Annotated in this window: 11 protein-coding genes; 8 read left to right on the top strand and 3 right to left on the bottom strand. The window is 71.8% G+C overall.

What is annotated here, in order from left to right; all coding sequences use genetic code 11:
• Positions 1–43: 43 nt before the first annotated feature.
• Entirely contained in the window at positions 44–1,168 is a 1,125-nt protein-coding gene (gene disA, locus ACWD1Z_RS23910) for a DNA integrity scanning diadenylate cyclase DisA (protein WP_451121600.1), read from the top strand.
• Positions 1,169–1,214: 46 nt separating this feature from the next.
• Here disA and ACWD1Z_RS23905 read toward each other — a convergent pair whose 3' ends face one another.
• Positions 1,215–2,066, bottom strand: a complete 852-nt coding sequence (locus ACWD1Z_RS23905; protein WP_451121598.1) for a hypothetical protein — start codon at positions 2,064–2,066, stop codon at positions 1,215–1,217.
• Between the two features lie 268 nt (positions 2,067–2,334).
• Here ACWD1Z_RS23905 and ACWD1Z_RS23900 point away from each other — a divergent pair, with 268 nt between their 5' ends.
• From ACWD1Z_RS23900 to cseC, 5 genes are all read left to right on the top strand, one after another.
• The gene (locus ACWD1Z_RS23900) at positions 2,335–3,264 is read left to right on the top strand and encodes an A/G-specific adenine glycosylase (protein WP_451121597.1); all 930 of its coding nucleotides are present in this window, start codon (positions 2,335–2,337) and stop codon (positions 3,262–3,264) included.
• Positions 3,265–3,467: 203 nt separating this feature from the next.
• On the top strand, positions 3,468–4,007 hold the full coding sequence (locus ACWD1Z_RS23895; protein WP_400121735.1) for a SigE family RNA polymerase sigma factor: 540 nt from the start codon (positions 3,468–3,470) through the stop codon (positions 4,005–4,007).
• Positions 3,995–4,666 carry a hypothetical protein gene (locus ACWD1Z_RS23890; protein ID WP_451121595.1) on the top strand — a complete coding sequence of 224 codons (672 nt, stop codon included), beginning with the start codon at positions 3,995–3,997 and terminating at the stop codon, positions 4,664–4,666. Before ACWD1Z_RS23895 ends, ACWD1Z_RS23890 begins: the two co-directional genes overlap by 13 nt.
• 103 nt (positions 4,667–4,769) lie before the next feature.
• Positions 4,770–5,474: a two-component system response regulator CseB gene (gene cseB, locus ACWD1Z_RS23885; protein WP_383314851.1), complete on the top strand. Its 705-nt coding sequence runs from the start codon at positions 4,770–4,772 to the stop codon at positions 5,472–5,474.
• A 12-nt stretch (positions 5,475–5,486) separates the two neighbouring features.
• Positions 5,487–6,821 (top strand): two-component system sensor histidine kinase CseC, encoded by a 1,335-nt coding sequence (gene cseC, locus ACWD1Z_RS23880; RefSeq protein ID WP_451121593.1) that lies wholly within the window; start codon positions 5,487–5,489, stop codon positions 6,819–6,821.
• Between the two features lie 714 nt (positions 6,822–7,535).
• On the opposite strand, the gene ACWD1Z_RS23875 is transcribed toward cseC, so the two are convergent.
• The gene (locus tag ACWD1Z_RS23875) at positions 7,536–9,101 is read right to left on the bottom strand and encodes an MDR family MFS transporter (protein WP_451121591.1); all 1,566 of its coding nucleotides are present in this window, start codon (positions 9,099–9,101) and stop codon (positions 7,536–7,538) included.
• Between the two features lie 134 nt (positions 9,102–9,235).
• Here ACWD1Z_RS23875 and ACWD1Z_RS23870 point away from each other — a divergent pair, with 134 nt between their 5' ends.
• On the top strand, positions 9,236–9,829 hold the full coding sequence (locus ACWD1Z_RS23870) for a TetR/AcrR family transcriptional regulator (protein WP_451121589.1): 594 nt from the start codon (positions 9,236–9,238) through the stop codon (positions 9,827–9,829).
• On the opposite strand, the gene ACWD1Z_RS23865 is transcribed toward ACWD1Z_RS23870, so the two are convergent.
• Entirely contained in the window at positions 9,826–10,458 is a 633-nt protein-coding gene (locus ACWD1Z_RS23865) for a M23 family metallopeptidase (protein ID WP_451121587.1), read from the bottom strand. The two genes, ACWD1Z_RS23870 and ACWD1Z_RS23865, sit on opposite strands and share 4 nt — an antisense overlap.
• A gap of 373 nt (positions 10,459–10,831) precedes the next feature.
• On the opposite strand from ACWD1Z_RS23865, the gene ACWD1Z_RS23860 reads away from it, so the two are divergent.
• A complete protein-coding gene (locus ACWD1Z_RS23860) occupies positions 10,832–13,948 on the top strand; it encodes an NACHT domain-containing protein (protein WP_451121585.1) in 3,117 nt (1,038 codons plus the stop codon).
• Positions 13,949–14,004 lie beyond the last annotated feature (56 nt).

Here is a 14,004-nt window from a genome sequence, read left to right as displayed (position 1 = left end):
TGCGAAACGGGAGCGCCCCAGAACTTGCGACCGGAGGAGTGCAGTGGCAGCCAACGACCGGGCAGCAGCTCCCGGAAAGTCCGGTGGGAGCTCCGGTGCCGATGGCCTGATGCGCGCCTCATTGAGCGCCGTGGCACCAGGCACGGCCCTGCGCGACGGCCTTGAGCGGATCCTCCGCGGCAACACCGGAGGGCTCATCGTGCTGGGCTCCGACAAGACCGTCGAAGCCATGTGCACCGGCGGATTCGTCCTGGACGTCGAGTTCACGGCCACCCGCCTGCGGGAGCTGTGCAAGCTCGACGGCGGCATCGTGCTCTCCTCCGACCTGTCCAAGATCCTGCGCGCGGGCGTGCAGCTGGTGCCGGATCCGACGATCCCCACCGAGGAGACGGGCACCCGGCACCGTACGGCGGACCGGGTCAGCAAGCAGGTCGGGTTCCCCGTGGTCTCCGTCTCGCAGTCCATGCGGCTGGTCGCGCTCTACGTCGACGGGCAGCGGCGGGTGCTGGAGGACTCGGCGGCGATCCTGTCCCGGGCGAACCAGGCGCTGGCGACCCTGGAGCGGTACAAACTGCGGCTCGACGAGGTCGCGGGCACGCTGTCGGCGCTGGAGATCGAGGACCTCGTGACGGTCCGGGATGTCTCGGCCGTCGCGCAGCGGCTGGAGATGGTGCGGCGGATCGCCACCGAAATCGCCGAGTACGTGGTGGAGCTGGGCACCGACGGGCGGCTGCTGGCGCTTCAGCTGGACGAGTTGATCGCGGGCGTCGAGCCCGAGCGGGAGCTGGTGGTCCGGGACTACGTGCCCGAGCCGACGGCGAAGCGGTCCCGCACGGTCGAGGAGGCGCTGTACGAGCTGGACGCGCTGAGCCATGCGGAGCTGCTGGAAATGCCCACGGTGGCCCGGGCCTTGGGGTACACCGGGTCGCCCGAGGCGCTGGACTCGGCGGTGTCGCCGCGCGGGTTCCGGCTGCTGGCGAAGGTGCCGCGGCTGCCCGGGGCGATCATCGACCGCCTGGTGGAGCACTTCGGGGGACTGCAGAAGCTGCTCGCCGCGAGCGTGGACGACCTCCAGACCGTGGACGGCGTCGGCGAGGCCCGGGCCCGGAGCGTGCGCGAGGGGCTGTCGCGGCTGGCGGAGTCCTCGATCCTGGAGCGCTACGTCTGAGTCCGGAGCGGCGTGCCGGTAGTTACCGGCACGCTGCGGGCAGGGCCTAGTCCTTCGCCAGCACGAACGACGTCTGCGCCTTCGCGAAGCCCGGGGCCTTCGCTTCCACCAGGTAGGTGCCGGCCGCCGCCGAACCCGCCGGGGGCGTGGCGCACTGAGCGGCGCTCGGCTTGCGGTCCCACTTGACGGCGTAGGTGACGCTGCTGTCGGCCGCGACCCGGAACACCAGGTGGCCGGCGGTCCTGGGGCAGTCCGCCGAGGACCAGTACTCCTCGTCCTCGCCCGCCTGAGTGATCGTCACCACCGCGTTCTTCGGGCCCAGATCGACCTTGCAGTCGCTCCCCGACGAGTTGGTCGCCGTGAGCCGAAGCGTCGGCGTCTCACCGGGCCCGTAGGTGTTCCGGACACTCCGTACCGTCAACTTCACCGCGCCCGCGGTGCAGTTGGGCAGGGAGGAGCCCGCCGGAATCGCGTCGCCCGCCCCCACGCCGGTACCGCGGCCCGTCGAGCCGCCCGCGCTGCCGTCGGAGGAGCCGGAACCCGACCCGTCACCGGACCCCGCCGAATCGCCGGAGCCAGATCCGGAACCGTCACCGGAACCGTCACCGGACCCCGAGTCCGATCCCGACCCGCCGCCGGTCTCCTCGTCGCCCGACTCGTCCCGCCCGCCCGGGGCTTGGCTGATCGCCGGCCCGGAGCCGGACGGTCCCGGCGTGATCGTCGAGGGTGCGGGATTCTTGCCGTTGCTTCCGTCGGCGCCGTTGTTGCCGCCTCCGCCCGAGGTGAGCACCCAGGCGATCAGCAGCGCCAACAGGGCGAGCACGGACAGCAGTACGGCCCTCCGACGCCAGTAGATGGAGGAGGGAAGCGGCCCGACCGGATTGCGCAGAGATCCCACGGCGCAAACTGTACGAGAGATCGGCGCGTTAGCCGGCGCCACCCGCCGCCCCGGGCCGCAACTTTTCCGGATCATCATCCCGGACCGTCACCCCAACCGCCGTCCCCGCCCCGGCCTTTGGTCGGATCGGGCACGCGACGGTCGCAGCGTGTGACGGTGCCGACCCGACGATCACCGTCCGTGATCGCGGTCCGCGGAACCCGCCGTACCCCCAAGGGGTGGCGGTCCCCCCGTGCCCCCGCCCTCGCATGGCAGGATCGGTAGGGCCATGACTGCGCCCACGAAGCCCGACGCCCTCCCGGCCGCCCCCTCCGACTCCCCCGGCGGCGAGCCGCTGCACACCCCCGTCATCGACTGGTTCGACGGCCACGCCCGCGATCTGCCCTGGCGGCGGCCCGAAGCCGGGCCGTGGGGGGTGATGGTCAGCGAGTTCATGCTCCAGCAGACACCCGTGAATCGGGTCCTGCCCGTCTACGAGCAGTGGCTCGCCCGCTGGCCCCGCCCCGCCGACCTGGCCGCCGAGGCCCCCGGCGAGGCCGTGCGCGCCTGGGGCCGGCTCGGCTATCCGCGCCGCGCACTGCGGCTGCACAGCGCCGCGGTCGCGATAACGGAACGGCACGGCGGCGACGTACCCACCGACCACGCACAGCTCCTGGCCCTGCCCGGGATCGGCGAGTACACGGCGGCGGCGGTCGCCTCCTTCGCGTACGGGCAGCGGCACCCGGTGCTCGACACCAACGTCCGTCGCGTCTTCGCGCGGGCGGTGACCGGCGTGCGGTACCCGCCGAACGCCACCACCGCCGCCGAGCGCAGGCTCGCCCGCGCGCTGCTGCCCGAGGACGAGCGGACCGCCGCGCGCTGGGCCGCCGCCTCCATGGAGCTGGGCGCGCTGGTGTGCACGGCGAAGAACGAGTCGTGCCACCGCTGCCCGATCGCCGCGCAGTGCGCCTGGCGGCTCGCGGGCAAGCCGGAGCACGAGGGCCCGCCGCGCCGCGGCCAGACCTACGCCGGTACCGACCGCCAGGTCCGCGGCAAGCTGCTCGCCGTGCTGCGCGAGGCGCACGCGCCCGTGCCGCAGGCGGTCCTGGACCGCGTATGGCACGAGCCGGTGCAGCGCGCCCGGGCGCTGGACGGTCTGGTGGCGGACGGTCTGGTGGAGCCGCTGCCCGGTGGTTCGTATCGGCTGCCGTTGACCTGACGCGCGCGACAAATCACCCCGTACCACACCAATACAGTGCGCTCCTTTACCCCTGGCCTACTTCCGTTACACAACCGACGGACAGCCGATTGCCAGCCGCAGGCTGCTTCGGACAGCGCCGTGACAACGCCTCCGTAGCTTCAGTGCCGTGCCCGACGGGGTGGCACGGCAGCGAAGTACACGGGGAATCGGAGGCGGTCAACATGGCGCAGGGCGAGGTGCTCGAATTCGAGGAGTACGTCCGCACCCGGCAGGACGCGTTGCTGCGCAGCGCGCGCCGGCTGGTCCCGGACCCCGTGGACGCCCAGGACCTCCTCCAGACGGCACTGGCCCGGACGTACGGCCGCTGGGAGACCATAGAGGACAAGCGGCTCGCCGACGCCTACCTGCGCCGGGTGATGATCAACACGCGGACCGAGTGGTGGCGGGCGCGCAAGCTGGAGGAGGTGCCGACCGAGCAGCTCCCGGACGCCTCGGTCGACGACTCCACCGAGCAGCACGCGGACCGCGCCCTGCTGATGGACGTCCTGAAGGTGCTCGCCCCCAAGCAGCGCAGTGTGGTCGTGCTGCGACACTGGGAGCAGATGTCCACGGAGGAGACGGCCGCCGCCCTCGGCATGTCGGCCGGAACGGTCAAGAGCACGCTGCACCGGGCGCTCGCCCGGCTCCGCGAGGAGCTGGAGAGCCGCGATCTGGACGCACGCGCGCTGGAGCGTGAGGAGCGGGAGCGTTGCGCGGCCTAGCCAGTGCGGCCACCAGGGCGACCGGGCCCCGGGGGACCTCCCAGGCGGTGATCACGGCGGTGACCGTGTTCGCCGCCCTCGCCCTTTTCACCTCCGCCTGCGGCACCGGCGGCACCGGCGCCCGCGACGAGGGCCCGGCGCAGGACGAGGCCGCGGCGGGCGCGGCCGTGGCCCCGCAGGGCTCCCCCTCGCCGTCGGCGGCCGGTCGCCCCGGGGCGACCGAGCTGGTCCGGCTGATCAAGGCGGACCCCAAGGTCTCGACCGAGGTCAAGCGCGGCCTCAAGCCCTGCGCCGCCGACGCCTACCCGCTCGACACGTCCTACGGCGACCTGACCGGCGGCACCGCCGACGATGTCGTCGTCAACGTCCTGACCTGCGGAGACGGTGTCGGCGTCGGCTCGTATGTGTATCGCGAGCAGAACGGCGCGTACGAGAATGTGTTCAAGGCGGAGGAACCGCCGGTGTACGCGCAGATCGACCGCGGTGATCTGGTGGTGAGCAAGCAGGTGTACGAGAAGGGCGACCCGGTGTCGAGTCCGTCCGGCGAGAACGTGATCACGTACCGCTGGCGCCAGGGCCGCTTCGCCCAGGAGTACTTCTGGCACAACGACTACGGCACGGTCGTCGGCGACGCGCCCTCGCCGGTGCCGGAGGCCTGAGCGCGGCCCGGATGAGCCGGTCGGGCGCCCGGATGAACCGATCGGGCGCTCGGACCGATCTCCCAGTAGGACACCCACCACCACGAGGACTGAGAGCACCGGGATGGCAGACCAGACCCACGTTCTGTTCGTCGAGGACGACGACGTCATCCGCGAGGCCACCCAGCTCGCCCTGGAGCGGGACGGCTTCGCGGTCACCGCCATGCCCGACGGCCTGTCGGGCCTGGAGGCATTCCGGGCGGACCGGCCCGACATCGCCCTGCTGGACGTGATGGTGCCCGGACTGGACGGCGTCAGCCTGTGCCGGCGGATCCGGGACGAGTCGACCGTGCCGGTGATCATGCTGTCGGCGCGTGCCGACTCCATCGACGTCGTGCTGGGTCTGGAGGCGGGCGCGGACGACTACGTCACCAAGCCGTTCGACGGTGCCGTGCTGGTCGCGCGCATCCGCGCGGTGCTGCGCCGGTTCGGGCACGCGAGCGGCGGCGACCGGGGCGAGGAGCCGGGGGCGGCGGCGGCCGGCGGGGTGCTGACCTTCGGTGAGCTGGAGATCGACACCGAGGGCATGGAGGTGCGCCGGGCGGGCCGGCCGGTCGCGCTCACGCCGACCGAGATGCGGCTGCTGCTGGAGTTCTCCTCCGCGCCGGGCACCGTGCTCTCCCGGGACAAGCTCCTGGAGCGGGTGTGGGACTACGGCTGGGGCGGGGACACCCGGGTCGTCGACGTCCATGTGCAGCGGCTGCGCACGAAGATCGGCCAGGACCGGATCGAGACGGTCCGCGGCTTCGGCTACAAGCTCAAGGCCTGAGCGGGGCGGGGAATGCGGGGGATCACCTGGCGCCGCGCGGATCTGCGCGCGGCCGATATCCGTACCGGGCTGAAGTGGAAGCTGAGTGCGGCCATCGCGCTGGTCGGCGCGCTGGTGGCGGTCGCGCTCAGCCTGGTCGTGCACAACGCGGCGCGGGTGTCCATGCTGGACAACGCGCGCGATCTCGCCGACGAGCGGATCCAGATCGCGCAGCGCAACTACGAGCTGTCCGGGCGCCCGAACTTCCCGAACGTCAAGGTCGACGACCGGCGGCTGCCCGAGCCGCTGCGGGAGAAGGTCGAGCAGGGGCGGCGGGCGACGTACGTCACCGACGCGGACGGCGGACCGGACATATGGGCGGCCGTACCGGTGCAGGACGGGCGGGTGCTGTCCCTGCACACCGGGTTCACCGACCGCAGCACCGACATCCTCAACGACCTCGACCAGGCCCTGGTGATCGGCTCCATCGCGGTCGTCCTCGGCGGCAGCGCGATCGGTGTGCTGATCGGCGGGCAGATGTCGCGCCGGCTGCGCAAGGCGGCGGCCGCGGCGGGGCAGGTCGCCCAGGGCGAGCCGGACGTGCGGGTGCGGGACGCGATCGGCGGCGTGGTCCGGGACGAGACGGACGATCTCGCGCGGGCGGTGGACGCGATGGCGGACGCGCTCCAGCAGCGGCTGGAGGCGGAGCGGCGGGTCACCGCGGACATCGCGCACGAGCTGCGCACCCCGGTGACCGGGCTGCTCACCGCGGCGGAGCTGCTGCCGCCGGGCCGGCCGACCGAGCTGGTCCTGGACCGGGCGAAGGCCATGCGCACGCTGGTGGAGGACGTCCTGGAAGTGGCCCGGCTCGACGGCGCCTCGGAACGGGCGGAGCTGCAGGACATCCTGCTGGGCGAGTTCATCACCCGGCGGGTCGCGGCGAAGGATCCGCATGCCGAGGTCCGCGTCGTGCACGAGTCGGAGGTCACCACCGACCCGCGGCGCCTGGAGCGCGTGCTGTTCAACCTCCTCGCCAACGCCTCCCGGCACGGCAGACCGCCGGTCGAGGTCACCGTCGAGGGGCGGGTCATCCGGGTCCGCGACCACGGCCCCGGGTTCCCGGAGGCGCTGCTCGCGGAGGGGCCGAGCCGGTTCCGCACCGGGAGCAGCGACCGGGCCGGCCGCGGACACGGGCTGGGCCTGACCATCGCGGCCGGCCAGGCCCGGGTCCTCGGCGCCCGCCTCACCTTCCGCAACATCCGCCCGGCCGGCGCCCCGGAGCACGTACCGGCGGAGGGGGCGGTGGCGGTGCTGTGGCTCCCGGAACACGCGCCGACGAACACGGGGAGCTACCCGATGCTGCCGTAACCCCGGGCAAGCCGAGCGATACGGCCACGGGAGCCGACCGGATACCGCCGAACGCGCCGGTCCTGCCCCACGGAGCGGAGCTGCCGGATGCCGCCACACAGACCTGCCCCGCGCCGCCGCAGAGGCCGACCCGATGCCGCCGAGCAAACCCGCCCGGTCCCACCGAGCGGAACTGCCGGATGCCACCACGCGGACCCGTCCCGCGCCGCCGCAGAAGCCCACCCGACACCGCCGAGCGGAACTGTCAGATGCCCGCCACGCAGACCCGCCCCGCGCCGCCGCAAAAACCGACCCGATGCCGCCGAGCAAACCCGCCCGGTCCCACCGAGCGGAACTGCCGGATGCCACCACGCAGGCCCCCGGCCCCGCCGCAGAAGCCCACCCGACACGGCCGAACGCACCTGGGCCAGTCCCGCCGTAGAACCCAGCCCGATGCCACCGCGTAGACCTGCCGATGCCACCGCGTAGACCTGCCGATACCATCGCGCAGACCTGCCCATGCCGTCGTAGAAGCCAGCCGCCGAGCAGGCCCGGCCCATACCGCCGCGCAAACCTGCAGCTACCGCCGCGCAGACCTGCCATGCCCCCGTAGAACCCAGCCCCGCAGGCCCGGCTCCTACCGCCGCGCAGTCCCGCCGATACCGCCCCGCACACCTGCCGACGCCCCCGCAGAACCCAGCCCCCGAGCACCCCCGCCCGCTGCCCGCACCGGCGTCAGACCGCCTCCGCCACCGGTGCCGTAGGCGTCGAGGCGTCCTCCTTCGGGCCCGCCCCCTTCAGTGGGACCTCCTTCACGAACACCGCGGCGATCAGTGAGACCACCGCCACCACGGCCCCGAGCAGGAACGCCGAGTGGGTGCCCGCGGACACCGCGTGCTGGTACGCCTCCCGCGCCGCCTCGGGCAGCTTCGCCAGGCTCGCCGCGTCCAGTTGCGCGGACTGCTCGGTCACCTGGGAGCCGAGGGAGCCGGCCCGCTCGGCCATGACGTCCCCGACCCGGTGATTGAACAGCGCGCCCATGATCGCGACGCCGAAGGAGGAGCCGAGGGTGCGGAAGAGGGTGGTGGAGGAGGACGCGACGCCCATGTCCTTCATCTCCACGCTGTTCTGCGCGACCAGCATGGTGATCTGCATCAGACAGCCCATGCCGAGACCGACCACGGCCATGAACACCCCGGAGACCAGCCGCGAGGTCCCGGTGTCCATCGTGGACAGCAGGTACAGCCCGACGACCATCAGCGCGCTGCCGACGACCGGGAAGACGTAGTAGCGCCCGGTGTTGGTGGTCACCCGGCCCGCGACCATCGAGGTCACCAGCATCGCGCCGAGCATCGGCAGGAGCAGCAGCCCGGAGTTGGTCGCGGACGCCCCCTGCACGGACTGCTGGTACAGCGGCAGGAAGAGCGTGGCGCCGAACATCACGAAGCCGGTGATGAAGCCGATGACGGACATCAGCGTGAAGTTGCGGCTGCGGAAGATGTGCAGCGGCAGCACCGGCTCCGCGGCCTTGGTCTGCCAGAACACGAACCCCACGAGCGCGGCGACGCCGATGCCGATCAGCTCCATGATCCGCGCGGACGTCCAGGCGTACTCGGTGCCGCCCCAGGTGGTGACCAGCACGATCGCGGTGATGCCGACGGTCAGCAGCGCGGCGCCCAGATAGTCGATCCGCGCCTGCGCCCGCTTCTTCGGCAGGTGCAGCACCGCGCTGATGGCGAGCAGGGCCACGATGCCGAGGGGAAGGTTGATGTAGAAGGCCCAGCGCCAGCCCCAGTGGTCGGTGATGGTGCCGCCGACCAGCGGTCCGCCGATCATCGCGAGCGCCATGACACCGGCCATCATGCCCTGGTACTTGCCGCGCTCGCGGGGCGGTATCAGGTCGCCGATGATCGCCATCACGCCGACCATGAGTCCGCCGGCGCCGAGGCCCTGGACGGCCCGGAAGCCGATGAGCTGGCCCATGTCCTGGGCCATGCCGCTGAGCATGGAGCCGATCAGGAAGAGCACGATCGAGCCCATGAAGACGCCCTTGCGCCCGTACATGTCACCGAGCTTGCCCCACAGCGGGGTGGAGGCGGCGGTGGCGAGGGTGTACGCGGTGACGACCCACGAGAGGTGTTCGAGCCCGCCCAGTTCACCCACGATCGTCGGCATCGCCGTACCGATGATCATGTTGTCGAGCATCGCCAGCATCATCGTGATCATGAGCGCGAGCAGGACCACCCGCACGCTCCTGGCCGGTTTCTCCGGTACCGCGTCCACGGCCTGTGTCTGCGCCATGACTCCCACTCCCCCAGCTCCCGCTACTTACTTGCCGACCGGCTAGTTGTCTACACTGCAGGAAAGTAGAGGCGTAACTAGCCGGGCGTCAAGTAAGTTTTTGGCAAGCGTCGAGGAGTACGAGGATGGGCGGCATGGGCGGCATGGATGGCACCAAGCAAGGGCGCCGCGGCAACACCCGTCAGCGCATCCAGGACGTGGCGCTCGAGCTCTTCGCCGAGCAGGGGTACGAGAAGACCTCGCTGCGGGAGATCGCCGAGCACCTCGACGTCACGAAGGCGGCGCTCTACTACCACTTCAAGACCAAGGAAGAGATCCTGGTCAGCATCTACGACGATCTGACCCGGCCGATCCTGGACCTGATCGAGTGGGGCAAGGGCCAGCCGCACACCCTGGAGACCAAGCAGGAGATCGTACGGCGCTACAACGACGCCCTGACCGACGCGGCGCCGCTGTACCGGTTCATGCAGGAGAACCAGGCGACGGTACGGGAACTGCGCGTCGGCGAGACCTTCAAGGAGCGCATGCAGGGCCTGCGGGAGATCATCATCGACCCCGACGCCCCGCTGGTCGAGCAGGTCCGCTACGTCAGCGCGATCTTCGCCCTGCACGCCGGGATGTTCTTCCTCCAGGACCTCGACGCCGATCCCGAGGACAAGCGCGAGGCCGTTCTGGAGGTGGCGATGGACCTGGTGATCCAGGCCCATCGCGGGAGCACGCGGCCTTAGAGCGACAGGCCCTTGGCGCGCAGGAAGGCCACCGGGTCGACGGCCGTGCCGTAGTTGGCGGTCGTACGGATCTCGAAGTGCAGGTGCGGGCCGCTGGAGTTGCCGGTGTTGCCGGACAGGGCGATGCGCTGGCCGGTCTTGACGATCTGGCCGGCCTTCACCTGGATCTTCGACAGGTGGGCGTACTGGGAGTACGTGCCGTTGCCGTGCTTGATGACGACGGCGTTGCCGTAGGCCGGGCCGTCACCGGCGCCGTTGGAACCGGCCTTGACCACGGTGCCGCCGTGGGCGGCGTAGACCTTGGTGCCGGTGGAGACGGCGAAGTCCTGGCCACTGTGGGTGGACTGCCACATGCCGCCGTTCTGGGCGTAGCTCGCCGACTTCGTGTACTTCTTCACCGGCTTGACCCAGGAGGCGGCCTTGGCTGCCTTGGCCGCCTTGGCGGTCTTGGCGGTCTTGGCCGCCTTCGCGGTCGCGGCGGTCTTCGCGGTCGTGGCGACGGCGGGCTCCGCGGCGGAGGCGACTCCGGCCCCCAGCACGACCGACGCCCCCAGGGCGGCGGCCACGGCGGCGACGCGAGTGCGGAGCGTGGACGTACGGGAAGAACGGACGGAGACGCGCTGGGACATCGAAAACCTCGTGGAGTGGGGGACATGAGAACCACCCGGCGCTCAGACGGCTGCCGGATGGGGCCAGTCCTTGGTACCCCCGAGCCCCATCCACCCCCAAACCCCCCATCTACGAGTCAAGCTAGTACTTCACCGGAAAACCGCCTCCTTCTTGACACAGCTCCCATCCGGGACGAATCAGTCCATGACTGGAAAACCGGCCCTGAGGTTCCGCGGCAAAAGTCCTTTTTGCCCGAACGGACCTTTCCACTACTCCACCTAGTAACGGACAAATCGCCTGTGCGGCATGTCACCGGGCCCCAAGATCCAGGGACGCCGGAATGTGACCGGCGCTACGCTGACCTGCGTTCATGTGACGACGGGGGAGGGCGGGTTGGACCCGGCAGTACTCGGCGCCAGGCTGGCGTCCGGCTTGATCGGTCCGCTGGTGCGCAAGCTGTTCGTCAAGGAGGGCCCGGGCGCGGCCCTGGTCGACCGGCCGGTCCGGCTCTCGGCGCTGGTGTCCTTCCGGGGCGAGCGGAGCACCCTGGACCGGCCCGCCCTGCACAAGCTCTCCGCCGAGCTGGTCCGCCAGGCCCTCAAGGGCGGTGAGCGGCCCATCGGCGCCGACGAGGAGCAGGCCGTCGCGCACGCCCTCACCGACACCCTGTACGCCCTGGGCGACCTGACCATGACGGACGTACAGGCGGTGGACCTCGGGCACGAGCACCTGGCCGCGACCCTGCGCCGCGCGAGCGGCCACCCGGACCGCGAACTCTCCTATGACGCAGGTCACTTCTACGTCCGCCTGCTCACCTCCGCCTGCCTGCACATCGTGCACTTCTTCACCCAGCGCTCCGCCTTCGTCGCCCGCACCCTCGTCGAGCAGTCCCGGCGCCAGCGCGAGCTCATCGCCAAGGTCGACGAGCTGATCGCCCGCACCCCTCCCACCGGCGGCACCGACACCGCCTTCGAGCGGCGCTATCTGTCCTACGTCCCCACCAGGCACGGCCGGCTCACGATCTACGGCATCGACCTGGCCCACTCCCCCGGCCGCTGGCCCCTGGACGCCGCCTACCTCAGCCTCCAGGCCCTCGGCCCCGCCGAGGACGACCGCGCCACCGGCCCCGGCGGGCTGCACATCGCCTCCGCCGCCGGCGCCCTCCCCGCCGAGCAGGCCCTCGCGGAACACGACCGGGTGCTGCTGCGCGGGGTGGCCGGCTCCGGCAAGACCACGCTCGTGCAGTGGCTCGCGGTGACCGCGGCCCGCGGGGAGCGCGGCGACCGGGTCCCGTTCGTCCTGCCGCTGCGCACCCTGGTCCGCCGGGGCCTCCCGGCGCCCGACGCCTTCCTGTCCGCCGTACAAGTCCCCTTCCACGGGAACCAGCCGGACGGCTGGGCCGACCGCGTCCTGACCGCCGGCCGGGGCCTGCTGCTGATCGACGGCATCGACGAGATACCCGAGCGCGAACGGGAACGCACCCGCCGCTGGCTGCGCGACCTCCTCGACGTCTACCCCGGCAACCAGTGGCTGGTCACCTCCCGCCCCTCCGCCGTGCACGAGGACTGGCTCGCCGCGGACGGCTTCACGGAGCTGGCGCTCACCCCGATGAGCCAGGACGACGTCGCCGCGTTCATCGACCGCTGGCACACGGCGGCCCGCATCGACGCGCCCGACCCGGAGCGCCTGGACGGCTACCGGCGCTCCCTGCTCGACGCCGTCCGCACCAAGCCGGACCTCGGCCGGCTCGCCACCAACCCGCTGATGTGCGGACTGATCTGCGCCCTGCACCGGGACCGGCGCGGGTATCTCCCGCACGGCCGCAAGGAGTTGTACGACGCCGCCCTGTCGATGCTGCTGGCGCGGCGGGACGAGGAGCGGGACATGTTCCCGCACGGGGAACCGGGCGGAGTGTTCCTCACGGAGCTGCCGCAGATCCAGCTCCTGCAGCGGCTCGCGTACTGGCTGATCCGCAACAACCAGTCCGAGCTGGACCGCGACCGCGCCGAGCGGATCATCGCCGACGTCCTGCCGTCCCTGCCGGTCGCCGGCGAGCAGGGCGACGCCGGGCAGATCCTGCGCCATCTGCTGGTCCGCAGCGGCCTGCTGCGCGAACCGGCCGCCGGGACCGTGGAGTTCGTCCACCGCACCTTCCAGGACTACCTGGGCGCCAAGGCCGCCGTGGAGGACGGCGACTTCGGACTGCTGGTGCGCGGCGCGGCGGACGAGCAGTGGGCGGACGTGCTCCGGATGGCGGTGGCGCATGCCCGCCCGCGCGAACGGGCGGATCTGCTAAGGGACTTGAGTACGGCGGCACGGCGGGCGGACGGAGCGGTGAGCGCGCGGATCCGGCTGCTGGCGCTGGCGTCCCTGGAGCACGCGACGGAGCTGGACCCGCGGGTGCGGGCCGAGGTCGAACGCAACGCGGCCTCGCTCATCCCGCCCCGCACCACGGAGGAAGCCCGCGCCCTGGCCTCCGTGGGACCGCTCGTCCTGGAGCTGCTGCCCGGCCCGGAGCGGCTGGACGAGGAGGAGGCGCGGGCGGTCGTCGTCACGGCGTCCCTCATCGGCACGGAGGCGGCACTGCAGGTGCTGGCCCGGTTCCGGAGCCATCCGGGGCTCGACGTACGCGCCCAGCTCTCCTGGAGCTGGTCCCGGTTCGCCACGCGCCGGTACGGCGAGGAGATCGTCGCGCATCTCCCGCAGGAGGAGCTGTTCTTCACCGCACGCTCGGCCGAACAGCTGCGCTTCCTGCGGGAGTTGGGCGGCAGGCGTTCCGTCCAGTTGGTCGGCGGTATCGCGGCGGACGAGATCGGCGCCGGGCTCGTCCCGGAGGCCACGACCGAGCTGGTCCTGCGCGCCAATGACGAACTGCGTGATCTGGGGTGCCTGGCGGGCCTGCACCGGCTGAGCTATCTGGACGTGAGCAGATGCTTCCACCTGGAGAGTCTGTCCGCGGTGGCCCGTCTTCCGCTGATCTGGCTCTCCCTGGACCTGCTGCCCCGGGGACTCGACCTGTCCGTCCTCGCCGGCTCGCCGACGCTGGACCAGCTCGACCTCGGTGTCCTGCTGGAGGGTGCCTCCCTCGACGAGGCGCTGCCGCGGGACCTGGGACTGCGCTACCTGCGCTTCACCAAGCACGCCCTGGAGCTGACCGGCCTGCGCGGCCTGCGTCACTTCCGCTCGCTGAAGCGGCTGAGCCTCGCCAAGCTGACCTCCGCGCTCTCCCCCGCCGACCACGAGGAGATCGCCCGGCTCCCGGAGTTGCGGCATCTGCACATCGACTGGCAGCACAACGGCGGCTGGCAGGGCCCGCCCCTGCCCGGGGTCACCCACCTCCGCCTCAACAACCTCCAGGGCACCGAGGACCTGTCGGCCGTCCCGGACCTGTTCCCCGACCTGCGCTCGGTCACCGTCGTCTACGCCCCGGACGTCACCGAGATCCCCCCGGCCGTCCTCGCGCCCCTCCCGGTGACCCCGTCCTTCGAACGGATCCGCCGCGTCGTATGACGCACGCCTCCAGCCGCCTACCGTCCAGTAACCCTACGGTTCCCCTCGCGCCACCC

The organism is Streptomyces sp. NPDC002784 (assembly GCF_053592135.1).
The sequence above is the reverse complement of the archived record's forward strand: the minus strand, read 5'-3'. Positions and strand labels throughout refer to the sequence as shown.